Here is a 26,223-nt window from a genome sequence, read left to right on the forward strand (position 1 = left end):
GCGCCTCCTTGGCCAGCGCTTTGCTGTCAGCGTGTCAAGCACCAGGCCTGACGCGCAATGCCAGGAAGACCGGGCCGTCCTGGAAGGTACTGGCTTGCAGCTCATCGAGTGGATTGAGCGTATTTGTTCGCACCCCTGGGTTGCTAACGTGTGGAGGTATCAACCTGGTAGTCGATGTAATCTGTCGAGACGATGGTGCTGGTCGTGTTGGCGTCAGGTGTCCAGGTGAAATCCAGGACTCTTGCGGCTTTGATCTGCTCCTGCGAGACGGTGGCCTGGGTGGTAGTGGTAGCGCCTGACTGCTGCAAGTCGTCGTTCATGATACTCATCCTTAAGTAAAGTGCGTGCTTGAATGCGGGTCGACATGGCCCGAAGCGTATGACTGCCGTCATAGCGCTATTTTTCTACAGCGCAAGCGTGCTTCATTTTTTATGCTGTGTGGATAAACAGTGGTCTGAGTTTTGTCGCCTCGCAACTGTGGCGAGGGAGCTTGCTCCCGCTGGGGCGCGAAGCGGCCCCAAAAATGGGACTGCTACGCACTCCAGCGGGGCCAATCGCCCTCGCCACGGGTCAGTGATTGTCAGCTCGAACGCTTAACTGGCTGGCATTACGTAGGCTGGGTTGTTTTAACTCAGCTGCGCGCCGCCATCCGCACGTGCGTATTGCGCCAGCAGATCGGCCGCATCCTGGTAGCAACCCGTCCGCCAGTCGTGCGCTCAATACTGATCCACCAGGCGCTGCAACTGCGGGTCTCGAATCCTGAACACCTCGAACAGCCCAAGGGCACGTAACGCCGGGAGCAACGCCAGCAGGTCCTGCTCGGCGACGGTTCGCAGGTGTGCATCGGTGTTTGGATCACACCAGGCCTGGGCATTCACCAGAAAGGCTCCGACGCTGCCTTTGCGGATCACAACGCCGTGGCGTTCAGTCTGGTTCTGGTCATCGGGCAACAGTTCTTCGGCGCGCATGCGGTGTATTCCTGGGAGTTGAGGCTGCGACTATAGACGCACCAATGTGGCCTAGGTACGCTATTGAAGACAATCAATAGTCCGCTAAGGCCACTTATGTCCGCTCCGCTGATTCCCACTTCGGTATTAACGGCTGTCGATGACCCGCTGGTTGTCGCCGTGGTCCGAGTGGGCGCTGAACCGCGTATCACCGAACGCCATTGCCATGCGCGTGGGCAGTTGCTGGGCACACGCCAGGGCTTGTTATCGGTGGACGCCGGCGTCAGCCAGTGGGTGGTGCCGGCGACCCATGCGGTGTGGATCCCGCCGAATGTCGCCCATGGCGCGCGCTCCCATGGTCCCTTCGCGGGGTGGAGTGTCTACGTGTCGCCGCAGGGCTGTGTCGAGCTGCCGGATACGCCTTGCATCCTGGCCACCTCCGGCCTTTTGCGCGAGGCGGTGATGCGCGCTGCCGCCTGGCAGAGCCCTGAACTGGATGCTGCGCAGCAACGCTTGGCCGGGGTGATTGTGGATGAGATTCGAACCTTGCCGCGTGTGACCCTGGGCTTGCCGATGCCTCAGGATGCGCGCCTGCGCAAGATCGCTGAGGCGCTGTCCGATTGCCCGGATGACGAGCGCCACCTGCAGGAATGGGCGACATGGGCGGGCATCGCTCCGCGCACACTGACACGTCGCTTTGCGCTGGAAACGGGGTTCAGTTTCACCGCGTGGCGCCAGCGCGTGCGTTTGTTGCGCGCGCTGGAGAGGCTGGCGGCGGGTGTGCCGGTCACGCGTGTGGCGCTGGAGTTGGGCTATGACAACGTCAGTGCTTTTATCGCGCTGTTTCGCCGCACGTTTGGGGTGACGCCTGGGCGTTACTTCACAACGCATGAGAGTTTATGAGTAAAAAATCAATACCTGAAGTTAGTGGTTTGCACTTTTAATGATGGTTATTCAGCTGTTGTTCAGGTCGAATTAAACTGAATAAACAGGGCGTATAACCTTTACAACTCTTTACCTTTGCAGTCTGGATGAGCGAAAAAACAACATGCTAGCCTGCGCGTTTTCGACAGGCAGCAGGCGCGCATGAAAAGGCTAAAGGAACTGGCTGTAAACAAGCCCTGTTCATCAATATTTATAGTGGCGTTTATTGTATTGGCTGTGCTGCAATACAAACCGGCCGTGCTCAACTACACCACACGCTTTGTCGACTTTGCCGAGTATATGCTCGCCCATGGCGTGACACTGTTTCCCATTGCTGATGACCTGCAGCCATACCCCGATTACACGGTGCTCAATACACTGCTTGTGTACCTGGTTTCCTTGCCGTTTGGGCGTGTATCCATACTGTCGATGGGGCTGCCTTTTTGCGTGGCGGCTGCCTTGATGCTGGTGTTTATTTACAAGCTGGGTGCCCTGCACGAAAAAAAATGGGGCGCCTATGCGGTGGTCTTTGCGCTGTTTACCTGGTCATTTCTGGACGGCGTGAATTCCTTGGCGCTGGACATCTACCCGGCGCTGTTTACCGTGATGTGTTTTTACCTGGCTTATGCGGGCCAACTGCACCCGCACCGTTTTCATGTGCTGCCGGTACTCCTGGGCCTGGCGCTGGGCTTTGCCTTTCGTGGCCCTATTGGCCTGATCGGCCCGGCGGGCGTGGTCGCCTCCTATTATCTGTTAAGTCGACAATGGCGCCTGCTGGTGGTGTTCTGCTTGCTCGCAGGCCTGGTGCTGGCCGTAGGTATCACAGTGCTGAGCGGCGCGGCCTACCTGCAAGGTGGGCAGGCTTTTGTGCAAGAGGTGCTGGTTATGCAAGGCTTGGGGCGCTTTGGCACTGATCACGCCCCGCGTTATTACTTCTACTTCTCTGCAGGCTTGCTCACCTATGGCGTCACAGCCTTTATCGCATTAAACGTGATCATCAAGACGGGCAAACACTTCTTGGATCGCTCGCCGGCGCCGGCCACTCAGATGCTGCTGTACCTGACGGGTTGGTTATTGGTAGTGATCGTACTGTTCACGATTCCAAGTTCCAAGAAAGCGCGTTACATTCTTTCGATTACGCCGGCGATTTCATTATTGGCCGCGTATATCTTCGTGGATCGCAGCCAGCGCTTTGCAAGTACCCGCGACAAATTGCTGAAGTTCTGCCTCAACTTAACTATGGTCGGCCTGGGCATGCTGTTACTTGCCTTCCTCTATGGCGTGTTTGCAGCGACGCCGCTGCGGCCTAACTATCTTGGCGCGTGTGTCGGGTTGATCAGCCTTATTGCCATTCGCCCTTGGGTGACGTCACGGTTTCATGTACATCCACACCGGGAGTTCGTACTGTTGTGTTTTGGTGCTGCCGCCTTCCTGGTCCTGGATATGTTCTTCTTTAATTCGATTACTTACCACCTGGAGTTGGCCGATGAGCCGACCCCCAAGTTTCTGCCTTATTGGTTCTGGTAGGCGCGTTGCTATCGCAGTTTTAACTTTCGTTTGGCGACCCACAAGGCACTGATGCTCAGGGCGGCCGCCAGGATCAGATAAAAACTGGGGGCCAGTTGCGAACCTGTCAGCGCGATCAGCCCCGTGGCGATCACCGGCGCAAACCCGCCGAAAATCGTCACCGACAGGTTGTAGCTCAGCGACATGCCCGTGACGCGGGTCTGCACCGGGAACACATCGGCCATGAGTGAGGCCAGTGGTGCGAAGTACACGGCCTTGATCAACGCCATCATCGACACAACCAGCAGTAGCGACGTGGCACTGGGAACTGTATTGAGCCACATGAACGCCGGAACGATCATCAACATATAGAGGATCGAGGCCCACAGCATGATCTTGATACGGCTGACAAAGCCGGTAATGAAGCCGACAACCGGTGTGACCAGGGTCAGGATCAAGCCCCCGGTCAGGGTCGCCAAAAAGCCCGATGACTGGGGTATGTTCAAGGTGGTGGCGGCATAGGACGGCATGTATTTGATCATGAAGTTGGAGGCCGTCGACACGATCAACACGCCCATGGCCACCAGCAACAAGGTCTTCTGTGAATACAGTACGTCCCTTAACGGCTGCGAGCCCGGCTCGCTTTCCTTGAAGTCGGGGGACTCCTCCACCGTGCGGCGGATATAAAGCCCCACCGGACCCAGGATCAAACCAAAGAAAAACGGCACGCGCCAACCCCAGTCGAGCATCTGTTGATCGTTAAGGCAGGTGGTCAGGAAGTAGCCGAACAGCGAGGCAATCACCACACCAAAACCCTGGCTGGCAAATTGTAGGCTGGCGACGAAGTTGCGGGTCTTTTGCGGCGCGTGTTCCATCATGAACGCGGTTGAACTGCCAAACTCGCCGCCGGCGGAGAAACCTTGCAGCAGGCGGGCAAACAAAATGCCGATGGGTGCGATGATTCCGATGCTTGCATAGCCCGGCATTACCGCGATCATGGCGGTGCCGATCAGCATCAGCAATATGGACAGGCTCAAGGCTTTCTTGCGCCCTTGGCGGTCGGCATACGAGCCCAGCACCGCAGCGCCCAAGGGGCGAATCAGGAACGAAATACCGAAGGTTGCGAAGGCCAGGAACAACGAGACGGCCGGGTCGGCGGCGGGGAAGAATACCTTGCTGATGGTCAACGCAAAGTAGGCGTAGACCGACAGGTCAAACCATTCGAGGGTGTTGCCGATCAAGGCGGCGCCGACCGGTTTCCAGATGGATTTGGCCGGGTCGGTTGCCGGTGTCACAAGGGTAGGTGATAACGCTGTCATGTTCGACGCTCCTGGTTTTGTAAGTGTGTGAGCGGCGGAGGCAAAGGGTCGAGCCCATTGTTTTTATCAGGCGCGCGAGTGCGCGATGTCGCCCAGTTCCCAGAACAGGGCCGTCATGATCTGCAGGCCTTCGAGTACCACCGAACCCAGCAGGTGTTCATCGGGCGCATGCTGCGAACAGCCGGGGTAGGAGTGCGGAACCCACACGGTGGGCAGCCCCAGCACATCGGCGAAAATGTCGTTTGGCAGCGTACCGGCAAGGTTGGGCAGTACCGCGACCTGCCTGGGCGTGGTGTCGCTGATGACTTTTTTCGCGAAACGCACCCAGGCATTGTCCGGGTCCAGGCGCGTGCTGGGTGTGCACCGATCGATCACGATGTTCACGCTGTGAAAACCCTGCGCATCCAGGTGCTCGCGCAACAGGTGTTCCAGGTTCTGCCAGTCGGTGCCGACCACAAAACGCAGTTGGCAATGCGCGATGGCTGACGGTGGAATAGCATTCACCGGCTTGGCAGGGTTGCCGGCGGTAAACGCCAGAATCTCCAGGGTGTTCCAGGCAAACAGGCGTTCGCCCAGGGTCAGCCCTGGCTCACCCCAATCCACATCCAGTGGGCGGCCGAGCGCATGTTGATCGATGCCCAGGTCATGAATGGCGTCACGCACCGAGTCGGGGATCGAAGCGGGTACCAGCCCTCGGCAGCAAATGCGGCCATGCTGATCCACCAGGCTGGCCAATGCATTAGCCAGCACTATGGCGGGGTTGGACATCACGCCGCCCCAGTTGCCAGAGTGCAGGCCTTTGTCGCGGGCCTGCACCTGCAAGGAGAACAGTGCCGAACCGCGAGAACCGAGAAATAGCGTCGGGCGGCTGTCGTTCAGGCGTGGACCGTCCGAGGCGATAAATACATCGGCGTGCAGCAGCGCCTGGTGAGCCGTGCAGACCTCACGCAAACCGGGCGAACCGCATTCTTCCCCGGTTTCAAACAGCACCTTGACGTTAAACCCCAGGCGCCCCTGGCGAGCGTTAATCACCGCTTCCAGCGCCGCCAGGTTGATGCTGTGCTGGCCCTTGTTGTCGGCGGTGCCGCGCCCATACCAGCGATCACCTTCTATCGTCAGCACCCAAGGGTCGAGGCCTTCACGCCATTGCTCGGCGTAACCCAGGACCACATCGCCATGCCCATAGGTGAGCACGGTCGGCAGGTCGGCGCTTTCGTGGCGCTCAGCGAACAGCAATGGGCCTGCGCCTGTCGGGTTGTGCAGCGGCTGGCAGGCAAAGCCCATGCGCTCCAGCGCCGGTTGCATTTCCTCGTGCAGATAGCGCGCCAATTCGGGCGCCTGGCTGGGTGCCTGGCTTTCACTGCGAATCGCCACACGGCGACGCAGGTCGGTTTCGAAATGGCCGGCAGAGAAGTGCTGGCGAACACTGGCAAGTGCCTGTTGCTTGGACATGAGCGTTCCGATACGGCTAAAAGATTCAGGCCAATATAGAAGTCACCTAGCAGACTGTATATTGCTGTTTTTTGAAGACTGGCTTCTAATTAATAGATGCTTTTTTAAGGAAGACACCCGTGGATTACCGTTACTTTCTGGCCGTATTCGATTCTGGCTCCCTGGCCGCCGCTGGTGAGCGCTTGCACATCGCGCCCAGCGCGGTCAGCCGCCAGATCGCGTTGCTGGAAGAGAGTGTCGGCGTGGCGTTGTTCGAGCGTCGGCCACGGGGCATGGAGCCGACGGCGGCGGGTAACGCACTGGCCCACCATGCCCGACGTGCGTCGTTAGAAGAGCAAGCGTTGCTGTCGGAGCTGCGCGGCGGCGATTACCCTGGTGCGCGGGTAATTCGCCTGGTGTCCACAGAGGGCCTTTCGCGTTATTTCCTGCCCCATGTGCTGATCCAGCACTACCAGCAAGCCCCTGCCTTTCAGTACGTGCTGGAGGTGATGTCGCCGCTTGAGTGCGCAGAAAAAATCAAACGTGGCGATGCCGATGTAGGGCTGACGTTCAGCACCGCGCCCACTGATGGCGTCGAGATCCTCTACTCAAGTCGCTCGGCCATTCGCGCGCTGATGCGTGCCGGTCATCCGCTGTCGACGCTCAAGACATTGCCGCTGCGTGCGCTGCTGCCGTTCCCCTTGGCGCTGACCCCAAAAGGTACGACTCTGCGGCAGTTGTTCGATCTGGTGTGCGAAATGGAAGGGCTGCACTTCAACCATGTAATGACCTGCAACTACTCCGGCGCGATCCATGAGTTTGTTCGCCATTCCGACACCATCGCGTTTGGTGGTGCGATCAGCCAGCGGGTGAACGACAGCAGTGACCTGGTCTCGGTGCCGCTGTCGAACTCGCGATTTTCCGACCGCACCATTCAGGTGCTGACTATGCCTAAACGTACGCTGCCCGTTTCGTTGCAAGGCTTTATCGAGACCTTGATCGGCTGCCTGCAACGGGTCAACTGAACACTAACGTGTCAGGCTCGCGCCCGCGTGCCTGGCACGCTTGAACGCCCCCGCGGCGGCAATGTCGAGTAACCGCCGAAAGTTCGGGCATTGCGCGTGGTCGGGAGCAGGGCAGGCCGCAGCGTGGCGCAAGCCGCGGCTCATGGCTTGCAGTTGTTTGACCGTCGCGTCGAGTTCATCGGCCTTGGCCAGCAGCAGCGTTCTGTCCACCGTGGCCTGGCCATTGGGGGACAGCATGGCCTGTATCTCGTCCAGCGACAGGCCGCCCGCCTGGCCGAGGGCGATCACCGCCAACTGCTCAATCACCGCCGCGCCAAACTGACGGCGAGCGCCGGGCGGGCTGATGGAGGTGATGAGCCCTTTCTTCGCATAAAAACGCAAGGTGTGAGCCGGCACGCCCGTGCGTTTGACCACCTCAGTGATATCCATTACCAGACCCTTGACTTGAAGTTGACTTCAACTTCTATGATGCCTGCGCAGGTTAAATGGGTCCATGAATTAGAGGTCGATATGGCATCGCTGCACGTGGCTGCACAGGTAATTTTATTGGGGGCCGGGGCTACGGTCGTGATGGATATGTGGATGCTGTTGATGAAGGCACTGAAGGTGCCCACGCTGAATTTCGCCTTCGTGGGGCGCTGGGTCGGGCATGCGTGCCAAGGGCAGTTTACCCATCGCAGCATTGCCCAAGCGGCGCCCGTGCAGGGCGAGGTCGCCCTGGGCTGGATCGCGCACTACGTCACCGGGATTGTGTTTGCGCTGCTGCTGGTGGGGATAGAAGGAGTCGACTGGTTGCAGGCGCCCACATTCATGCCGGCATTGGTGCTGGGTATCGCCACCGTGGCTGTCCCGCTGTGTGTCATACAACCTGCCATGGGCGCGGGGTTTGCCTCCTCCAGGACACCCACGCCGGGCAAGAACTGCCTGCGCAGTCTGATCAGTCATGCGGTGTTCGGCGTGGGGCTTTATCTGGCTGGAGTATGTTCCAGCCACTGCTGGTAAGTGATACGGCTGATGTGCTCGGTCCGATAATCGTCGAAGAAGGCGTTGTAACGGTTTTCCTCGGTGTGATGAACGCGAAAGCCACACTTCGATTGAACGCTACAGGACTGGGTGTTATCGGCAAAGTAACCACACCAGAGCGCTTCAAGGTGCAAGGTTTCAAAGGCGTGTCGCATCACTTCGCGCACGGCTTCGGGGATCAGGCCTTTGCCCCAGTACGGCACGCCGATCCAGTAGGCGATTTCACCTTCACGCTCGCTGATCTCAAAGTTGCTGTGGCTGCCGATCAGGATGCCCACGCAGCCCACCGTGCGGTGGTTCTCTTTGAGTTCGACGGCGTAGACTTCTGGGTGATTGAAGACGGTGCGGATGATCTCGGCACTTTTCTGCACACTGGTGTGCGGCGGCCACCCAGCGATGGGGCCGACGCGGGTATCCTTGGCATATTCGTAAAGGTCGGCGGCGTCTGTGTCTTGCCAGGGGCGCAGCAAGAGTCGTTGTGTGTTCAGTGGCATGGCCTGTGTCCGTCAGCGATGGGTTCGTTTGGCACAGCCTAGTGACAGGCGCCTGATCGGTACACGCCAGTACCTTGGCGATTTCGGTACTTATCGAAACTCCTCTGTCCGCTGATGATAGGATTTACGCTCTTGCAGGTTGCAGCGCTGAGGCTTAATGCATCACATTCCGAAACTTTCTTCCCCCGATGACCCGCTACTGATGGGCGAGACCACCTTGGCCGAAGGGCTGGGGCTGCCGCTCGCTTTCGGTCATGCGTACCTGACCTTGCTGGTATGCCTGTCGGGCAGTGCGCGCCTTACTCTGAATTTCAAAGAGCATGCGGTAAGGCGCGGTGATGTGCTGGTTCTGGCTGAGGACACGATTGCCTTGTTCAAGCGCCACTCACGCCAGTTCAACGTGTTTTTTTGCCTGATACCCAAACGCTTTGCAGCGGAGGTGGCCTACCCACTGCCAAACCCCTTGTTTGTGTTTTTGCATGACCATCCCCATTGCGTGCTTGCCCCGTGCCACAGGCCGCTGATAGAGGGCTGGGTCGCACAGATGCGCGACATCGCGGGCAACTGTCCCACTTACCGGCACATCATGCTGCGCAACCAGCTGCAGACGTTTTTCCTGAAGATCGCCGAACAACTTCCGGCCCAACCAGCGGGCGGTCGGGCGTTCAGCCGCAAGGAAATGCTCAGTTGGCGGTTCTGGGAGCTGATTGGCAAGCATTGCACCCGTCATCGAGAAGTGAAGTTCTACGCCGATGCGTTGAGTATCACGCCGTTCTACCTGTCGCAGCTGACCAAGGCGTTTTTCAATGACAGCCCCAAGGGCTTGATCGATCGGCAGGTCACCCTGGAGATCAAGGCGCTTCTTTCTTACAGTAACCTGGCGATTGGTCGTGTGGCGGACGCTCTCAACTTTGCCGATGCTTCCTACTTGTGCCGCTATTTCAAGCGTCAAACCGGGGTTTCACTTTCCGGCTATCGCAGGCATCAGCATGCGGCAAGCGGGCAGGGTTGATCTGCGGCCCAGGGAAGAAGCAAGTACCAGGCAAGGGAGTTGTTTTAATGAACCAATACGATCTGATTATTGTGGGGGCCGGCATTCATGGTGCGGCTTTGGCCTATTACAGCGCCAAGGCCGGGCAGCGCGTGATGCTTATTGAAGAAGCCCGGCCTGCCAGCGGTGCCAGCGGCCATGCCTTTGGGTGGATCAATGCCAGTGCGTTGATTGAACCCGTGCAGCATCTGGCGCAAAACGTGATGGATGATTACCACCACCTTCAGGCTGCGTTGCCATCGTTCCCGTTGCGTTGGTGTGCAGAATTGACCTATGGCGTCTGCCCGGAAAATCCCCAAGCATCAGCAGCGGGCCTGAACCTTTCTTCCCTTCAACCGCGTACGGTTTCGCAGGCTGAAATCCGAGCACTGGAGCCCAATCTTGCTCACCCGCCTCTTCACGCCCGTTATACGCAGGCGGCAGGGATCATCTCGCCGGTCGAAGCCATTGAGTGCCTGGTTCTGGCCGCTGAAGGCTTTGGCGCACGGGTAGTCTGCGATTGTGCAGTCAGCCAGTTGCTCGTTGAAAATGGCCAGGTTGTGGGCGTCAGTACGCAGGCAGGCAATTGGTATGGCAAAAAAACGGTACTGGCTGCGGGCTTGGGAGTGCTTGATCTTTTAGTTGGCCAAAGCCTGCATCTGCCCATTCGACCGTCTCCGGCGATTCTGTTGAAGTTTGAAGTGGCGCAGGCGCTGCTCAATGGCATTGTTTCGAACGCCGAAATGGAGGCTCGTCAAGGCGACACCTGTACGCTGATTGCGGCTGAAGACTACATCGACGATACGCCCGAAAATGGCCCCGATGCCATTGGGCTCAGAGCCCTTGAGGCCATTCGTGGGCAGTTGAACGGTGCACAATCCATCGCGCTGAAGTCCGTAGCGGTGGGGTGGCGACCGCTGTCTGACGACCACCTGCCTATTGTGGGGCCAGCGGGCGACGACGGCGGGCTTTATATCTTGAGCGCCCATCCAGGCTTGACCCTGGCGCCCACCTTGGCGCGGCTCTTGAGCGAAGAGCTGATCACCGGTGTCGCTTCGCCATTGCTGGGCAACTTTCGGCCGATGCGTTTTCGGGTGTGAGCGTCAGAACCTTTTATCGTCAGCTGCCGTTTCAATCACTTTCAACATTCCATTGAAAGTCTATGCGCCCCGAGCGGATGGCTAACGCAGCCGGGGTTTCATTACGCTGGGTTTCTCCTTAACCACCTGCGGCGTATATCAACATGGTATTTAAAAACCTCATCACTTCTACGGGTGTGACGCTGCTTGCGCTGTTGATTGCAGGTTGTGCGAGCCATTCCCCTGACGGAGCGACCCCTGTGTCAAAACCCTTGGTTTCCATCGCCGTACTCAAAGCCAAACCTGGCAAACAGCAGGCACTCAAACACGGCCTGCTGGCCCTGGTTGCGCCAACGCGCACCGAGCCCGGTAACCTCGACTATGTGCTGTTTGAGCTGCGCGACGCCCCCGGCACCTTCTACATGCGTGAGTCGTTCAAGGACCAGGCGGCCCTCGATGCGCATTTTGCCACGCCGTACTTCAAGCAATTTGCAGCCACGGCCGACGACTTGCTTAGCGAGCCGCTGCAGCTGATTTTCCTTGAGCAAGTGTCGAACTGAGCCATTCGTCATCTTGCACCGTTATCGACATAACGGTGGTGCGACGCTGGACCTGTGGCAAGCAGGCTTGCCACAGTTAGAGTGTTCGTCCTTTCGCGCTGCAGATCAGTGCGTGCCGTTGCCGGCAAACATCTGTTTGGCGTGTGTAAAACACTTCTCGGCGATGGCCGAGCGCGGTTCGGTCTTGCGCATCACCAACCCCAGTGGCGCGAGCACGCTGGCGTCCGGCAAGTTGATAAAGGCGAGGTTCTCGATCGGGTTTTCCATGCCACTGTCCAGCGGCATGATCGCGCAGCAAAAACCTTCGTGGATCGCCTGGAACAACTGATAGGTCGAGTCGCTTTCGAGAATGGGCTGCGGGTCGAGGCCACGGCTGCGGAAACTCAGGTCAATGGATTTTCGATAATGCATGCCGTTGCTGATCATCCCCAGGGGTAACTGCGCGGCATCTTCCCAACTCATTTCGGTGCCTTCGAACTGGAAGTGGCGCGTGTCGTACAGCAGGCCGACGCGGGTTTCGCCCAGTTCAAAAACCTCCAGGTAATTGGGGTTTACGTGGTCCAGGTAGCACACGCCCAAATCCAGTTGATTGGTGCCCAGGGCTTCGATGATCTTGTCCGAACTCATGGACGACAGGCTGAATTTGAGCTCTGGAAACGTTTGGGACAGACCTTGGATGTAGCTGATCGAGTTGAACCCGCTGAGCGGTACCAGCCCCAGGCGCAGGCTACCCACTAACTGCCCGCGACACGCCGCCGCTTCGGCAAACAAACCGTCATGGGCGGCGAGCAGGGTTCTGGCCCAGGCCAACACGCGTTCGCCGGCCTGGGTGAAGCCTTCGAAGCGCTGGCCACGGGTGACCAACTCCAGGCCCAGCTCATCCTCCAGATTGCGCAGGCGCATCGACAGGGTCGGCTGGGTGATATGGCAGCGCGCAGCCGCCTGGCCGAAGTGCCGGGTCTGCTCCAGCGCGATCAGGAATTTGAGTTGCTTGATGTCCATTTAAAGCCCCAGCCTGGGAATAAGTGAGCGGTCAGGATAAGTGCCCGTGCCTGCACCCGCAGCAGACCCTCTCATTGTAAGGCCTGCGTGTCCAATCACCTGCATTGAAGTGATCCTCACCAACGGATAAAAAGCAGAGCAGCCACCTGATGTAACGCGATCTGAATGTGGGCTCGCGCGGCGTGATCGGTTTTTTTAGCGCCCACTGAAACCTGTACGCAATTTGAAACGTTTAAGTGGTTTAATGTTTATGTCGGCTTGCGATGGATCGCAGCCGCCGACAGACCTTCTGTCACTGAATCATCCCAAGGAGCTACACCATGCATGGAAGTATGAAGTCCAAACACCTCGCGTTTCTGTTGATCCCGCTGGTTGCCGCTTGTACCACACCGGATAGAACCCGTGAGTCGGCCGTCACACCGCAAGCCCAGCCCCAACAGGCCTGGCAGTTCGACAACTGCTCGGTCGGCTGCCCCAGCGGTGGCAGCCCGCTGACGCTGAACCGCCAGGCGTACACCCTGAACAATAATGGCTCGACCAAGTTTGCCAACTGGGTGTCGTACAAAATCACCAAGACCACCCCCGCCAGCGGCCGCTCGCGCGACTGGCAGACCGACCCGGACATTCCGGCCGGCGAAACCCTCGACCCGGTGGATTACAACGGCGCCAATGTCGCGCTCAAAGTCGACCGTGGCCATCAGGCCAACCTCGCCTCGATGGCGGGGGTAGCCGATTGGCAAAGCCTCAATTACCTGTCGAACATCACCCCGCAGAAGTCCGACCTCAACCAGGGGCCGTGGGCGCACCTGGAAGACCAGGAGCGCAACCTGAGCAAGCAGGCGGGGATCGACGCGGTGTATGTCGCCACCGGGCCGCTGTATGAGCATTTTGTCGGCACGCTGCCGGGTACGAACAAGGTGCACACCATTCCCAGTGGCTACTGGAAAATCATCTTCGTCGGCAGCTCGCCTGAAGGCGGAATGTACGCCTCGTTCGTCATGAACCAGGAAACGCCCAAAGGCGCGAACTTCTGCGATTACCAGGTGCCCGTGAGTCAAATCGAAGAGCGCTCCGGGCTGACGTTCTGGAGTGATCTGCCGCAGGCGGTGCAGGCCGCGTTGAAGGCCAGGCAAGGGCAGTTGCCGGGGCGCATTGGGTGCAAGCAAGCGTTGTAATAGTTAAGGATCCGTATCACTTCTGTGGCGAGTGAGCTTGCTCCCGTTGGACTGTGCAGCAGTCCTTTTTTTCAGGGCCGCTTCGCAGCCCAGCGGGAGCAAGCTCCCTCGCCACAGGTTACCGGTGCAGATACTGGCCTTTACTGTCAGCTTCGCTCGGCCTTCACTTAGTCCAGGCGTAGTTCACGGACCTGAAGAATCTGCTGATCAAAATTGACTACGATGATTGCGCAAGGGCTCGCCAGCAACCTGCGCTTATCAACACAGATAGCGGTTGCGTGCTTCTCTGAGCAGGTCACGCATCTGGTCGACGCGCAATAACAGCGTCATTTGCCGCTCATCGACGATAATCTCCACCACGATCAATGCGCAGATCATCGGTGCGGTCACCAGCCAGTGCTCGTAACATTGGGTGGCCAGCGATATGAAGATGCCTGCAATCCACAACCCCAGCACCCACTTCGGGGCACGCCGTTGCAGCGGCACCCAGAAACGCTGCAACCTTTTCAAACGGGCCGTGTGCAGCCTTAACGAGGCTTCGAGTCGGGAAATGTCATTGCTCATGTTTACCCTCCCTCAACGGTACGCGCGCAGCCTGGGAGCGTGGTTCCCAGCCAAGACAGGTTGACCCGTTCGACTTCTATCCAATGCTCGCCGACAGGTTTTGTGCGGCAGCTTTTAAACGCAATACACACCTGCCTTGCGTCCAATAAAGCAAAGTGCCGATAACGGGGCGGGCGCTTAAACACCGAAAAAAACATACGCATCGCCGTGCCTCGCTCAATCAAACGTGCCAACTGAGTTCAAACAGCGTGCCGCCGTTTTCCATGCGGCGGCAGGTCACTGCGCCGCCATGGGCGAGGGCGATAGCGCGCACCACGGCCAGGCCCAGGCCACTGCCGCCCTGGGCGCGTGAGCGGGAGTTTTCACCGCGTTGGAAGGCGTCAAACAGGCGCGCGGCAAAACCTTCGTCGATGCCGGGGCCGTCATCGCGCACGCGCAGGTAGTTGAAGCCGTCGCGGGTGCTCAGGTGGACGATGACATTGCCCGGTGTCGCGTGCCGCCGAATGTTATCCAGCAGGGCCAGCAAGGCCTGGCGAATGCGCGCCGGGTCGCAGCGCATCGTGCGGCGTTGCAGGTCCAGTTGCAGCACAAAACCTGCGGCCACCAGGCTCGGTTCGAACAACCGTACATCGTCTTCGATGCCTGTCGCCAGGTCGGCTTCTTGCAGGTTGAGTTCCAGGTAGCCACTGTCTGCCAGGCCCACCACGCGCAAATCCTCGATCAAGCGCGTCAAGCCTTCGACCTGGCCCAGCAGGCTATAGAACTGCGCGGTGTCGGGTTCGAATACACCCTCGGCCAACCCTTGCAGGCGCCCGCGCAGAATAGTCAGGGGTGTGCGCAGTTCATGCGCAATGGCGGCATTCCAGAACGCTTGCTCCTGCGCCATGCGCTGCAAGCGTTTGGCCATGCTGTTGAAGTCATTGACCAGGATCGCCGCTTCGCCGATCGACTGGTCACCGGCAACGGCCTGTACGTCCAGGTCGCCGTCGGCCAGTTTGCGCAGGTTCTCGGCCACGGAGTTAAGCGGCATCAGGATTCGCCGCGACAGTTTCAGCGCCACAATCGAGCCCACCGCCAGGCTCACGCACGTGGTCAGGCCCATCCACACCCATTCAGCCTTGGCCGGCAGCCAGGCATCCACTTCGGCGTCGGTGAGCGGCCAGTAGGTCCACAGCAATGCGTAAAAAATATACGAGCCGATCACCGCCAGGGCGATCACGCACAGCACCACGGCGCACATCGACAAGATGATCTGGCGGCTCAGGCCATTGAGCCCTTTCACACCATGCTCCCGAACCGATAGCCGACGCCACGGATACTGGTGGGCACACCCTGCACGCCGAGGTCTTCGAGCTTGCGCCGCAGTTTGCTGATATGGCTGTCGACCGTGCGCTCCAGGCTGTCGCTTTCCGGTGAGCACTGGGCCAACAGCTCGGCGCGGGTGAACACCCGTTTCGGTGCCTTGGCCAGTTGCGCCAGCAGCCTGAATTCGGTGACGGTCAAGGCCAGCGGCACTCGGCGGCCGGCCAACGTCACCGTGGCTTCATAGCTTTCCAGGTCAATTTCAAACGCGTCCACCCGCAGCACCGTGGGGCAGGCGCGGTCGCGATAAGCGATGGAGCGGCGCAGTACCGCCTGGGTGCGCGCCACCACTTCGGCGGGGTTGAACGGCTTGACGATATAGTCGTCGGCGCCGATGCGCAGGCCCATGAGCTTGTCCATGTCCTGGTCTTGCGCGGTCAGCATGATCACCGGCGTATGGCCGCGCTGGCGCACTTGCGCGAGCACTTGCCAGCCGTCCACGTGGGGCATCAGCACGTCCAGCAACATCAGCTCCGGCTTGAGCGCCAGGTGCATGTCCAGCGCCTGTTGGCCGTCACGCGCGTGGGCGGTGCGAAAGCCGCTGCGTTTGAGGTAAGCCTCCAGAATGTCGGCGATTTGCGGCTCATCTTCGGCAATCAGCACGAGGGCCTGGGGTTCTCTGACGCAGTCCGGGCGGGGAATCGATGCAACGGGAAAATCAGTCATGGTCTGCTCGGTGAATACGCGGCGAGCCTGTGCATCCCTGCGCTCGTGCTTATCTGCCTTATCGTGGCTGCCGGTCCATGGCCACGTTTGCCAGTAGTGATCATAGCTTCTGGGTGAGGGTGCTGACCTCCAGAGCAGGAATCATCGTGTTCTCCTGGTAAATCTACGCAACGGTTAACGCAAGTGTGCGCAACCAACGTGCGCATTCATGGGAGGTTTTGTGGAGAAACGATGGAGGCGGGCAATAATTTGTGCCCGAGCGCTTAGGAAGGTGGCATGGATTGACGATCAATACCTAAAAGTCCAATATGGAATTATAAGTACAAAAAGCCTATACCTCTCTTTCTTCACGCTTGCCAAACCAACAACAACTTGCGAGATAACGACCATGAAGAAACCCGCGCTGATCGCTGCACTGGCCCTGGGCCTGTTTGCTTCAAGCCATGTGCTGGCCGCTGAGAAAACCTTGCGTATCGGCATTGAGGCGGCCTACCCACCGTTCGCCTCCAAGACCCAGGATGGCAAGATCGTCGGGTTCGACTACGACATCGGTAATGCCTTGTGCGCGCAGATGAAGGTCAAGTGCGTGTGGGTGGAAGGTGAATTCGACGGCCTGATCCCTTCGCTTAAAGTGAAGAAAATCGACATGGCCCTGTCATCCATGACCATCAACGAAGACCGCAAGAAATCGGTGGATTTCACCCACAAGTATTACTTCACTTCCTCGCGCCTGGTGATGAAGGACGGCGCGGTGGTGGATGACCAGTACGCCAGCCTCAAGGGCAAGACCATTGGCGTGCAGCGCGCCACCACCACCGACCGCTATGCCACCGAGGTGTTCGAGCCCAAGGGCATCAACGTCAAGCGCTACAGCAATAACGAAGAAATCTACATGGATTTGGCGGCGGGGCGCCTGGATGCGATTTTTGCCGACACCATCCCGTTGAGTGACTTCCTGTCGATGCCGCGTGGCAAGGGCTACGCGTTTGTCGGGCCGGAACTCAAAGACCCCAAATACGTGGGCGAGGGCGCCGGGATCGCGGTGCGCAAGGGCAATACCGAACTGGTCAGTGAGCTGAATACGGCCATCGACGGCATCCGCGCGAATGGCGAGTATCAGAAGATTTCACAGCAGTATTTCAAGTCCGATATCTACGGCGACTGAGGGTGTAACAGCAACAGTAAAGCCATACTCGGTCACATGTGGGAGCTGGCTTGCCTGCGATGCAGACACCTCGGTACATCAGGTATACCGAGTTGATGCCATCGCAGGCAAGCCAGCTCCCACAGTTGATGAATGATCGTTCAGCCCTTCAATTCCTTAAGGTGCTTGTACACCGTCGCCCGCCCCATCCCCAGCACATTCGCCACGTAGTTCGATGCGCTCTTGCCCTTGAACGCGCCCTCGGCATGCAATGCCAGCACCAGCTCACGCTTATGGTCGCGGGTCAGCAGGTTCAGGCTCAACTGACGTTCACGCATCCAGGCATGCAAGAAGGTGTTGATGCGCTCCTGCCAGTCATCACGAAACAGTGAATCCGGCTGTGGGATCAGCTTGCTCGGTGACAGGAACAGGTCCAGCGCCGCCTTGGCGTTTTCGAACAACGAGATATTCAGGTTGATGCACAGCACCGCCAGCCGACGACCTTTGTGGTCATGCAGCACCGTGCTCAGGCTGCGGATTTTCTGACCGTCCCAGTTGAGCTTTTCGTACGGGCCGATATTCACTTCGCGGATGTCATCGCTGAGCATGTCCTCCAGCGACGATTCGTCACCGATGGCGCGTTTCGACAAGTTGTTGGCGATGTAATCGACCTTTTGCGTGCGCAAGTCATGCAGCACCACTTCGGCGTGGGGAAAGAACAGCGTGGCGATCGCATCGGCGATCGCCCGAAAGTTCTGCACAACGTTTTCTTGTTCAGCAATGCTCATCAATGCGGCTCCAGGCGGACGGGCGAGAGCATACCAGCGTCCAGGCCAAACCGCGTCAGCGGCTCCGGCAACGGTGCGCCGCGTACCAGCGCCGCGCTGGCCTGGCCCATGGCCGGTGAGGTCTGGATGCCATAACCGCCCTGCGCCGCGACCCAGAACAGCCCCGGCACCTGCGGGTCGAAGCCCGCGAGCAAATCACCATCAGGCACAAAACTGCGCAGCCCGGCCCAAGTGCGGGTAGGACGGCGGATGGTCAAGGTGGTGGCTTCTTCGATCTGGTAAATGCCCATGGCAATGTCCAGTTCTTCGGGCTGCACATCCTGGGGTTCGACCGGGTCGGCGTTGGCCGGTGAGCCGAGGAACATGCCCGCGTCAGGCTTCATGTAAAAGGCTTCGTCGAGGGCCACCAGCATCGGCCACCCATGCGTGTCGACACCCTCTGGCCCGGCGAAGATAAACGCCGAGCGCCGTTTGGGCTGCAGTCCGATGGACGCCGCGCCAGCGAGGCCGCCGATCTGATCGGCCCAGGCACCGGCAGCGTTGATGATGATCGGCGCGGTGTAGGTCGCGTCCTGGGTGCGCACCTGCCACAGGCCGTCGGCGTCACGGCTCAGGCCCAGTACAGGGCTGTCGGTACGCACTTCGCCGTGATGGCGACGGATACCACGCAAATAACCCTGGTGCAGGGCATCGGTGTCGATGTCGCTGGCGGTCGGGTCGAAGATGGCGCCGTGGACTTTTTCACGACGCAAAATCGGCAAGCGTGCGCACGCCTCATCGACACTCAGCCGTTCCACCTGCGCCACCGTGGCCTTGGCGCTCTGGTATTGACGCTCCAGTTCCGCCGGGTCGCCGCTGAAATCCACGGTGATCTCCCCGCGTGGCGTCAGCAACGGGTGCTCACAGAAGCCTGCCGGCGGGTTATCAAAAAATGCACGGCTGGCCAGGGTCAACGCGCGCACTTGCGGTGTGCCATAAGCCGCGGTGTAGAGCGCCGCCGAGCGCCCGGTGGAGTGATAGGCCGGGTGGCTTTCGCGCTCCAGCACCAATACTTTGCCATGCTGCGACAACCAGAACCCGGTGGATGCACCGGCAATGCCGCCGCCGATGATGATGAAGTCTGCATGGCTCATAAACATCTCCTTAAACAATGGTTAGCGCTGGGTTTGGTACAGGGCATTGGCCAGTGCGACGTCTTCCAGGCCCAGGCCGATCGAGCGGAAAAACACGTGGCGGTCATAGTCCGGGCGCTGCGCCATATCACTGAGCAACTCCGGCAGGTCGCCGATCACGGCGCGCTTGTCCCAAGCGTGTTGCTCGGCGGCGATCAGCATCTCACCGGCCGCGCCCGGCGTGGTCTGGCGATAGTCGCAGAACACATGCATGGCGTGCAGGCTGGCGGGTGGCACTTCATGGGCGCGTGGCGCATTGGTGCTGATGGAGGTGATCAGCGCTGGCTTGCGCAAACGCGCCGGGTTGAGCACCGGGCCGGCCGATGAGGTACACAGCAGGATCACATCGGCGTCTTCCACGGCGCTGTCACAGCTGTCGGCCAGGGTCAGGCGCGGGTCCAGGCCTTTGAGGTGGGCGAGGGTGTCGACGCTGGCGTGGCCCAGGCTCGGTGAATACAGGCGAATCTGCTGCCAGTCGCGCAGGTTGCGCACGTAGTGCAGGTGCGCTTGCGCCACCTTGCCACTGCCGATAATCGCCAGGCGCCGCGCGGCAGCAGGCGCCAGCACGTCCACCGCCAATGCAGTGGTGGCAGCGGTGCGCGCGGTGGTCAGCTCGGCCGCATCACACAGCATCAGCGGCTGGCCGCTGTGCATCGACATCAACAACGTCCAGGCCGTCACCAGCGGGCCTTGCTCGCGCACGATGTAGGGCGACGTCTTGACCCCATACACACCCTCGTCGGCCAGCACGCCCAGGTAGTTGATAAAGTCGCCGGCCCCGTGCGGGAACTCCACCAACTGTTGCGCCGGCTGCACCGCCAGCCCGGCCGCCAGGTCGCGGAACAGCTTGTGCAGAATGTGGGGCACATCGACCTGGGTGAGCAATTCACGGGCCTGGGCCTGATTCATGACAAGGGGCGTGCTGGACATGGCAATCTCCGCAGATAAACTAATTTGTCTATTATGGACTTTTAGTTCTGTTGGGCAATATCCACGTCAGAAAAAACTGCACGTTACTTCGCCAGCCACACCGTGACACACAAGCCCCGTTGCGCAATGGCGTCAGTAAACGCGAGTTGCACCCGTGCGCCTGTGCGATCGGCAATCACCTTGACGATCGAGAGTCCAAGCCCGGAGCCGGCCTCGTCGGTGCCCAGGCTGCGATAGAACGGATCGAACACGCGCGCCTGTTCCTCTAGCGTAATGCCGGGGCCGGAATCTTTGATTTGCAGTTGCACGGCGTCAGCCTCCAGCGCAACCGACAGGTCGATACGCCCACCCGGCTGGGTATAGCGAATGGCGTTATCCACCAGGTTTTTCACCAGCGTAAACAGGTCCAATTCGTTGAGCGTCACCTGCACATCCTGGGTGCTTTCAACGCCGATATCGATCTGTTTGCTCTCGGCCAACGGCAGCAAATCTTCCAGTATCTGGCGGTACACGGTATGCACCGACAGTGTGGTTTGCGCCCGCTCAGACGCCGACTGCGCCGCCGCGAGGCTCAGCAATTGATCAATCAGTTTGCGCCCGCGTTGAATGCCGCGTGACAGCGGCTCAAACCGCTCGCGGCTGACGGGCGATAGCTCGGTGGCGGCCAGCCGGTCGGCTTGCAGCGCCAGGGCGGTCATCGGTGAACGCAGTTCATGGGCGGCATCGGCGACAAAGCGCCGTTGGCTGTCCATGGACTGCCCGACGCGTGCCAGCAGGCGATTGATCGCGACCACAAACGGGCGTACTTCGCTGGGCAGGTGCTGCTCTTCAATCGGGTGCAGTTCCTGCTCGGCCCGTTGGTCGATCTCTGCGGCAAGCACGCCAATGGGGCGAAACAACTTGCGCACCAAGTCGCCGACCACCAGTAACAACACCGGAAACAGAATCAGGAACGGCAACAAACTGCGCCAGGCGCTTTCGCGGGCGTCCTTGTCGCGGGCATCGGATTCCTGGGCCACGGCGATGCGTTCACCACGGGCGGTGGTGTGCACCAGCACGCGAAAATTTTCGCCGACCATGGCGACGGTGGACAGGCCATCGGCGAGGCTGGCCGGAAACGGCAAAGGCAAGGCTTCATCCGTGGTGCCCGTGGCCCTTGGGCTGTCACTCAGGTGCTGGATGATCACCCGGGTTTCTTCGTCATCGCCTTTAAGCGCCGGGCCTTGTGGGTATTGCAGGGTCATGTGCTGGCGGTCATACAGCATCGCCACCTGGCGCAAGGTGGCGTCCTGCTGTTCGTGGGTTTCTTCAAACGCCGAGACAAAGGCGAACACGCTGGCCACCAAGGCCACCAGCAAAATAGCGAGGGATAACGCCACCGACAGGCGCAGTTGCACTGACTCGCTCAGACGTTTTTTGAAACCATCCATCCCATGCCCCTGACGTTCTTGATCACGTGAGTGCCCAATTTGCGCCGCAAGGCGTGAATCAGGAATTCGATGGCGTTGCTTTCCACCTCATTGCCCCAGCCATACAAGCGGTCTTCCAACTCGCTGCGCGAAAGGATGGCGCCGGGACGAATCAACAGCGCTTGCAGCAGCGCAAATTCGCGACTGGAAAGGGCGACCTCATGCTGTTCTTGCGTACTGGCTTGCTTGGTGAGCAGGTTCAGCGTCACCACGCCATTGCCCAGCAACGATTGAGCGCTGCCGCCTTTGCGGCGTAATACCGCACGCATGCGTGCGAGCAGTTCCGGGATATCGAAGGGCTTGAGCAAGTAATCATCGGCGCCGCCGTCAAGGCCCCGCAGGCGGTCGTCGAGGCTGTCGCGGGCGGTGATGATCAGCAAGGGCACGGGGTTGTTGCGTGCGCGAATCGTGTCCAGCACGTCGAGGCCATCCTTGCCAGGCAGGCCAAGGTCGAGCAGCACCAGGTCATAGGGATGGGTGTCGAGGGCGGCGAGGGCGGTGAGGCCATTCTTGACCCAGTCAGCGGCATAGCTCGCGTCGCTGAGCGCACGCTGGATCGCATCGCCAATCATCGGGTCGTCCTCGACCAGCAGTATTCGCATAAGTCTCTCCGCACAAAAAGCACGCGCGGCGAGGTGATCGCCGCGTGTGTATTGAAGCACCTGGGCAGGCATTTGTCCGATATCAGCCTTTCATCAGGTCGAAGGTCTTGAGCAGGTCGTCCATCGAGGCTTTGCACTCTGCCTGGTTAGGGTTGCCGTCACGCAGGGCCGAGAGGGCGCGGTCGATGGCTTTGTCGAGCACGTGCCAGTCGTTGGCGGCACGTGGCTTGATCCCGGCTTCAGCGCTGTCCCAGCTGGTTTCCAGGTCTTTGATGCGGGCTTTGGCACCTGCCAGGTCGTTCTTGGCAACAAGACCGGAAACGTCTACCGCGATGTTACGAAACGCCGACAGATCACCCAGTTGCGACATATGGCGCTGGCTGCTGGTGGGGTTGGCCGCGCTGGCAGGTTTGTCAGCCGGCTTGGAACAACCGGTGGCGATGCCCAGCATGAAAATCGCTGAAACAATTGCGGCGTGGCGGATCACATTGCGAACTTTGCTCATGGCAGTTTCCTTGGAGTGAGAATTTATTGAATGAGGGTTTTACGGCTGCCGATGCTGATTTGCGCCACGGCCACCAGCAACACGATCACGCACAAGAACAGCGCGCTGGTCCAACTGGCGCCCATGCCCAGGCCGCCGTACGTCTTGGCTTGGGTGAGCAGGTCGCCGAGGGAGGCGCCGAACGGGCGGGTGAGGATGTAGGCGATCCAGAAGGTCAGCACGCTGTTGACGCCCAGGCGCCAGGCCAGCAGTGTCACGCCGATTAAACCGGCGAAAATCACCGCGCCGAGGGTAAAGCCCAGGCCCAGGGCTTCGGTGGCCAGGTCACCGGCGGCGGTGCCTAAAGCGAAGGTACACAGCACGGTGGTCCAGTAGAACCACTCGCGCCGTGGGGTCACGATGTCGCGGATCGACAGGCTGCGCTCGGTGCGATACCAGACGATGAAGTTAAGCGCGAGCAGCACCGAAAAAATCGCCGTACTGGTGTACAGGCTGACGTCGAGCTTATCGGTGAGGATATCGGTGATCTGCGTGCCGACGATGCTCACCAGCACCACCGTCAGCCAGTAGATCCACGGCGTGTAGGCCTTGGTGCGCAGTTGGCCGAACAACGCGAGCCCCAGCAAAGCGGCCATGCCGAAGCTGGTCCAGCCGGCGCCGAAGCCTGCATCCACGGCGAGGTAATCCGCGCCGGTTTCGCCCACGGTGGTGGACAGTATCTTGATCACCCAGAATGACAGCGTCACCTCGGGTACTTTGTTCAGCCAACGGGCTGCTGTGGCATTCATCGGGGTTACCTCTCCTTGACTGCGCAGTGGTTGGCGCAGGGGAGAAGGTAAGCCCCGACACTTAGCTGAGACTGAGGGCCTGGGTTTTTTTCAATACATGCGCCGTGCCGAGTGTCGTGAGGTGCACCACACTGCCGGTGCGCGGGGCTTGCAGGCCGGAACTGCGCACCAGAATCGCCTGGCCCGGTTCATCCTCGGCAGGCTGCAACACCACGGTCAACGTGCAGGTATTGCCGCCGAATTCGCGCTCGGTCACGACACCACGACAGCCCGACAGGTCGGTGGTACTCAGCTGCAATTGTTCCGGGCGCAGCATGATCCGCGTGGCTGCGTGGTCCGCCGTACTGTCCACCGGCACACGGCCCAGCCCGCAATGCGCCCAGCCAGCTTCAATACGGGCGGGCATCACCACCGCTTCGCCGAGGAACAACGCGGTTTGCTCATCGACCGGGTATTGGTACAGGTCCATCGGGTGGCCCGCCTGCACCAGGCGCCCCTGGCGCATCACTGCCAATTGGTCGGCAAACGACAGCGCTTCACTTTGATCATGGGTGACCAGGATCGTGGTGATGCCCGCGTCGCTCAGCAGGCGCGCGACCATTTTGCGCATGGCCGAGCGCAGGCCGGTGTCCAGCGCGGAAAACGGTTCATCCAGCAACATCAACCGGGGTTGCTGGGCCAAGGCCCGGGCGAGTGCCACGCGTTGCTGCTGGCCGCCAGACAGTTCATGGGGCCAGCGCCGGGCCATGTTGGCGTCGAGGGCCACGCTGTCCATCAGTTCGGCGATGCGCGTGTGCCGGGCTTCACCTTGGGTGGCCAGGCCAAAGCCGATATTGTCGGCCACCGTCATGTGCGGGAACAGCGCGCCATCCTGCGGTACATAGCCGATCTGGCGCTGGTGGGCCGGCACCGCGTGGGTGGCGTCGACCAATACCTGGCCGTTGAGCGTGAGGCTGCCGGTGTCGGGGAATTCAAAGCCGGCGATCATGCGCAGCAAGGTGGTCTTGCCCGAGCCCGAAGGGCCGACGATTACCGTGCGGCTGCCCGTGGGCACTGCGAGGGAGACGTCCGCCAGGGCACGCTGGGTGCCGAAGGTCTTGCAGAGGGCGTGGAGTTCGAGGGCGTTCATCGGCCTGCCGTGCGTTTGGATTGATGGTAGAGAAGGCCGGTTAACGGCAGTGACAACAGGATCATGATCAGCGCGTAAGGCGCGGCAGCGGCGTAGTCGATTTCGCTGGTCAGCGCCCAGAAACCGGTGGCCAGGGTGCGCGTGCCGTTAGGCGCCAGCAGCAAGGTGGCGGTCAACTCGTTGGTGATCGCCAGGAACACCAGCGCCGCACCCGCAGCCGCAGCAGGCGCGGCCAGCCGCAAAGTGATCAGCCACAGGGCGCGGCCCGGCGAACGGCCGAGGCTGCGCGCCATGTTTTCCAGTTCTACCGGCGCCTGGGCGATACCCGCGCGCAGGCTCACCAGCGCCCGTGGCAGGAACATCAGCAAATAGGCGAGCAGCACGGTGATGGTGGTCTGGTAGATCGGCCGGGCGAAATGAATGGTCACTGTGACCAAGGCCAGCGCCACCACAATGCCGGGCAACGAGCTGGTGATGTAGTTGCAGCTTTCCAGGATGCGCTGTAAACGCCCTGGCGCCCGAATCGACAGCCACGCAATCGGCACCGCCGCACAGGTGGTCAGCACGGCACCGGCCACGCCCAGTAGCACGGTCTGCTCCAGCGCGGGCAGCAGTTCGTTGAACTGCCAGACCTCACGGCCACCGGCGATCAGCCACTTGCCCAGGGTGATCAACGGCACACCCAGGGCCAGCGCGCAGGTCAGCCCTTGCAGGCCAAGGGCGAGCAGCGTGGTGCGCGTGCGCAGGCTCACAATACGTTGCTCGCGTGCGCTGCCGGAGCCGACCCGCGCATAACGCGCATGCCCGCGTGCAGCGGATTCCGCCGTGAGCATCGCCAAACAACACAGCGCCAGCACCGCCGCAAGCATATTGGCGGCAGGGCCGTTAAAGGTGGATTTGAACTGATCGAAAATCGCGGTGGTGAACGTATCGAAACGAATCATCGCGTACAAGCCGTATTCGGCGAGTAAATGCAGGCCTACCAGCAGTGCGCCGCCGCAGATCGCCAGGCGCAACTGCGGCAGCACCACGCGAAAAAATACCGCCCAGGGCTTGAGGCCCAGGGACTCGGCCACGTCTTCAATGGCAGGGTCGAGCCGGCGCAAGGTCGCCGCCACCGGCAAGTACAAAAACGGGAAATAGGCAATCACCGAGACCAGCACGCCGGCCGGCAAACCATGCATCGACGGCACCAGGCTGACCCAGGCGTAACTGTGCACAAACGCCGGCACCGCCAGCGGCGCAACCGCCAGCAGCGACCACACACGGCGCCCTGGCAGGTTGGTGCGCTCGGTCAGCCACGCCAGCGCAATGCCCAGCACCACGCATAAGGGCAGGGTGAACACCACCAGCAACACGGTGTTGACCAGCAGTTCACCCACACGCGGACGCCACACCAACGCTTCAATCTGCGCCCAGCCGATTTGCCAGGACACGCCGATCACAAACGCAATGGGCAGCAGTGCCAGCAGCGACACCACTACTGACAAACTGGTGACCCACGTGCCCCCACGGCTTTTAAACAAACCGTGGGCGCGTTTACGCGGTTGCGCCTGCGTTAAGGCGGGAGCTAAAGGTTCAGGCAGCAA

28 protein-coding genes are annotated in these 26,223 nt (G+C 60.1%); 9 read left to right on the forward strand and 19 right to left on the reverse strand.

What is annotated here, in order from left to right; all coding sequences use genetic code 11:
* Positions 1–143: 143 nt before the first annotated feature.
* Together HBO41_RS17675 and HBO41_RS17680 are read right to left on the reverse strand one after the other, a co-directional pair.
* A complete protein-coding gene (locus HBO41_RS17675) occupies positions 144–320 on the reverse strand; it encodes a hypothetical protein (RefSeq protein WP_017137682.1) in 177 nt (58 codons plus the stop codon).
* A gap of 396 nt (positions 321–716) precedes the next feature.
* Complete coding sequence (locus tag HBO41_RS17680; protein WP_017137683.1) at positions 717–968, reverse strand: hypothetical protein; 252 nt, start codon at positions 966–968, stop codon at positions 717–719.
* Positions 969–1,064: 96 nt separating this feature from the next.
* On the opposite strand from HBO41_RS17680, the gene HBO41_RS17685 reads away from it, so the two are divergent.
* Both HBO41_RS17685 and HBO41_RS17690 read left to right on the forward strand, forming a co-directional pair.
* A complete protein-coding gene (locus HBO41_RS17685) occupies positions 1,065–1,850 on the forward strand; it encodes a helix-turn-helix transcriptional regulator (RefSeq protein WP_017137684.1) in 786 nt (261 codons plus the stop codon).
* A gap of 183 nt (positions 1,851–2,033) precedes the next feature.
* Positions 2,034–3,398, forward strand: a complete 1,365-nt coding sequence (locus tag HBO41_RS17690) for a hypothetical protein (protein ID WP_169987159.1) — start codon at positions 2,034–2,036, stop codon at positions 3,396–3,398.
* A gap of 8 nt (positions 3,399–3,406) precedes the next feature.
* Here HBO41_RS17690 and HBO41_RS17695 read toward each other — a convergent pair whose 3' ends face one another.
* Positions 3,407–4,696, reverse strand: a complete 1,290-nt coding sequence (locus tag HBO41_RS17695) for an MFS transporter (RefSeq protein ID WP_017137686.1) — start codon at positions 4,694–4,696, stop codon at positions 3,407–3,409.
* A 66-nt stretch (positions 4,697–4,762) separates the two neighbouring features.
* Positions 4,763–6,148, reverse strand: a complete 1,386-nt coding sequence (locus tag HBO41_RS17700; protein WP_017137687.1) for a M20 family metallopeptidase — start codon at positions 6,146–6,148, stop codon at positions 4,763–4,765.
* A gap of 119 nt (positions 6,149–6,267) precedes the next feature.
* On the opposite strand from HBO41_RS17700, the gene HBO41_RS17705 reads away from it, so the two are divergent.
* Complete coding sequence (locus HBO41_RS17705) at positions 6,268–7,152, forward strand: LysR family transcriptional regulator (RefSeq protein WP_017137688.1); 885 nt, start codon at positions 6,268–6,270, stop codon at positions 7,150–7,152.
* A 3-nt stretch (positions 7,153–7,155) separates the two neighbouring features.
* Here HBO41_RS17705 and HBO41_RS17710 read toward each other — a convergent pair whose 3' ends face one another.
* A complete protein-coding gene (locus HBO41_RS17710) occupies positions 7,156–7,581 on the reverse strand; it encodes a helix-turn-helix domain-containing protein (RefSeq protein ID WP_017137689.1) in 426 nt (141 codons plus the stop codon).
* Positions 7,582–7,662: 81 nt separating this feature from the next.
* On the opposite strand from HBO41_RS17710, the gene HBO41_RS17715 reads away from it, so the two are divergent.
* On the forward strand, positions 7,663–8,154 hold the full coding sequence (locus HBO41_RS17715) for a DUF2938 domain-containing protein (RefSeq protein WP_026013751.1): 492 nt from the start codon (positions 7,663–7,665) through the stop codon (positions 8,152–8,154).
* On the opposite strand, the gene HBO41_RS17720 is transcribed toward HBO41_RS17715, so the two are convergent.
* Positions 8,118–8,669: a GNAT family N-acetyltransferase gene (locus HBO41_RS17720; RefSeq protein ID WP_017137691.1), complete on the reverse strand. Its 552-nt coding sequence runs from the start codon at positions 8,667–8,669 to the stop codon at positions 8,118–8,120. The two genes, HBO41_RS17715 and HBO41_RS17720, sit on opposite strands and share 37 nt — an antisense overlap.
* A gap of 157 nt (positions 8,670–8,826) precedes the next feature.
* On the opposite strand from HBO41_RS17720, the gene HBO41_RS17725 reads away from it, so the two are divergent.
* The 3 genes from HBO41_RS17725 (at position 8,827) to HBO41_RS17735 (ending at position 11,338) form a co-directional block, all read left to right on the forward strand.
* Positions 8,827–9,681, forward strand: coding sequence for an AraC family transcriptional regulator (locus HBO41_RS17725; RefSeq protein ID WP_099547730.1), 855 nt, complete (start codon positions 8,827–8,829; stop codon positions 9,679–9,681).
* A 47-nt stretch (positions 9,682–9,728) separates the two neighbouring features.
* Positions 9,729–10,799, forward strand: coding sequence for an FAD-binding oxidoreductase (locus HBO41_RS17730; protein WP_169987161.1), 1,071 nt, complete (start codon positions 9,729–9,731; stop codon positions 10,797–10,799).
* 239 nt (positions 10,800–11,038) lie between these two features.
* The gene (locus HBO41_RS17735) at positions 11,039–11,338 is read left to right on the forward strand and encodes a putative quinol monooxygenase (protein WP_017137694.1); all 300 of its coding nucleotides are present in this window, start codon (positions 11,039–11,041) and stop codon (positions 11,336–11,338) included.
* Between the two features lie 105 nt (positions 11,339–11,443).
* Here the strand turns inward: HBO41_RS17735 and HBO41_RS17740 are convergent, their stop codons facing one another.
* The gene (locus HBO41_RS17740) at positions 11,444–12,340 is read right to left on the reverse strand and encodes a LysR family transcriptional regulator (RefSeq protein ID WP_169987174.1); all 897 of its coding nucleotides are present in this window, start codon (positions 12,338–12,340) and stop codon (positions 11,444–11,446) included.
* Positions 12,341–12,660: 320 nt separating this feature from the next.
* Between HBO41_RS17740 and HBO41_RS17745 the strand changes: the two genes are divergently transcribed.
* On the forward strand, positions 12,661–13,515 hold the full coding sequence (locus HBO41_RS17745; protein WP_099547733.1) for a DNA/RNA non-specific endonuclease: 855 nt from the start codon (positions 12,661–12,663) through the stop codon (positions 13,513–13,515).
* Positions 13,516–13,773: 258 nt separating this feature from the next.
* Here HBO41_RS17745 and HBO41_RS17750 read toward each other — a convergent pair whose 3' ends face one another.
* From HBO41_RS17750 to HBO41_RS17760, 3 genes are all read right to left on the reverse strand, one after another.
* Positions 13,774–14,079 (reverse strand): hypothetical protein, encoded by a 306-nt coding sequence (locus HBO41_RS17750; protein ID WP_169987176.1) that lies wholly within the window; start codon positions 14,077–14,079, stop codon positions 13,774–13,776.
* A gap of 220 nt (positions 14,080–14,299) precedes the next feature.
* Positions 14,300–15,361 (reverse strand): ATP-binding protein, encoded by a 1,062-nt coding sequence (locus HBO41_RS17755; RefSeq protein WP_017137699.1) that lies wholly within the window; start codon positions 15,359–15,361, stop codon positions 14,300–14,302.
* Entirely contained in the window at positions 15,358–16,107 is a 750-nt protein-coding gene (locus tag HBO41_RS17760; RefSeq protein ID WP_169987178.1) for a response regulator, read from the reverse strand. Before HBO41_RS17760 ends, HBO41_RS17755 begins: the two co-directional genes overlap by 4 nt.
* 388 nt (positions 16,108–16,495) lie before the next feature.
* Here HBO41_RS17760 and HBO41_RS17765 point away from each other — a divergent pair, with 388 nt between their 5' ends.
* Positions 16,496–17,272: an ABC transporter substrate-binding protein gene (locus HBO41_RS17765; RefSeq protein WP_169987180.1), complete on the forward strand. Its 777-nt coding sequence runs from the start codon at positions 16,496–16,498 to the stop codon at positions 17,270–17,272.
* Positions 17,273–17,412: 140 nt separating this feature from the next.
* Here the strand turns inward: HBO41_RS17765 and HBO41_RS17770 are convergent, their stop codons facing one another.
* The 9 genes from HBO41_RS17770 to HBO41_RS17810 form a co-directional block, all read right to left on the reverse strand.
* Positions 17,413–18,039, reverse strand: a complete 627-nt coding sequence (locus HBO41_RS17770; protein ID WP_138815588.1) for a transcriptional regulator — start codon at positions 18,037–18,039, stop codon at positions 17,413–17,415.
* Entirely contained in the window at positions 18,039–19,172 is a 1,134-nt protein-coding gene (locus tag HBO41_RS17775; protein ID WP_017137703.1) for an FAD-binding oxidoreductase, read from the reverse strand. The genes HBO41_RS17770 and HBO41_RS17775 overlap by 1 nt, the downstream gene beginning before the upstream one ends.
* Before the next feature lie 21 nt (positions 19,173–19,193).
* The gene (locus HBO41_RS17780) at positions 19,194–20,141 is read right to left on the reverse strand and encodes an ornithine cyclodeaminase family protein (protein ID WP_169987182.1); all 948 of its coding nucleotides are present in this window, start codon (positions 20,139–20,141) and stop codon (positions 19,194–19,196) included.
* A gap of 83 nt (positions 20,142–20,224) precedes the next feature.
* Complete coding sequence (locus tag HBO41_RS17785; RefSeq protein ID WP_169987184.1) at positions 20,225–21,571, reverse strand: ATP-binding protein; 1,347 nt, start codon at positions 21,569–21,571, stop codon at positions 20,225–20,227.
* Positions 21,547–22,212: a response regulator transcription factor gene (locus HBO41_RS17790; protein ID WP_017137706.1), complete on the reverse strand. Its 666-nt coding sequence runs from the start codon at positions 22,210–22,212 to the stop codon at positions 21,547–21,549. The genes HBO41_RS17785 and HBO41_RS17790 overlap by 25 nt, the downstream gene beginning before the upstream one ends.
* An 82-nt stretch (positions 22,213–22,294) precedes the next feature.
* Positions 22,295–22,717: a hypothetical protein gene (locus tag HBO41_RS17795; protein ID WP_017137707.1), complete on the reverse strand. Its 423-nt coding sequence runs from the start codon at positions 22,715–22,717 to the stop codon at positions 22,295–22,297.
* Between the two features lie 23 nt (positions 22,718–22,740).
* Positions 22,741–23,505, reverse strand: a complete 765-nt coding sequence (locus tag HBO41_RS17800) for a hypothetical protein (protein ID WP_169987186.1) — start codon at positions 23,503–23,505, stop codon at positions 22,741–22,743.
* A gap of 61 nt (positions 23,506–23,566) precedes the next feature.
* The gene (locus HBO41_RS17805; RefSeq protein ID WP_169987188.1) at positions 23,567–24,634 is read right to left on the reverse strand and encodes an ABC transporter ATP-binding protein; all 1,068 of its coding nucleotides are present in this window, start codon (positions 24,632–24,634) and stop codon (positions 23,567–23,569) included.
* On the reverse strand, positions 24,631–26,220 hold the full coding sequence (locus tag HBO41_RS17810) for an iron ABC transporter permease (RefSeq protein ID WP_026013755.1): 1,590 nt from the start codon (positions 26,218–26,220) through the stop codon (positions 24,631–24,633). Before HBO41_RS17810 ends, HBO41_RS17805 begins: the two co-directional genes overlap by 4 nt.
* Positions 26,221–26,223 lie beyond the last annotated feature (3 nt).

The sequence above is a fragment of the Pseudomonas sp. WS 5146 genome, assembly GCF_012985495.1.
Classification (GTDB): Bacteria; Pseudomonadota; Gammaproteobacteria; order Pseudomonadales; family Pseudomonadaceae; genus Aquipseudomonas; species Aquipseudomonas edaphica.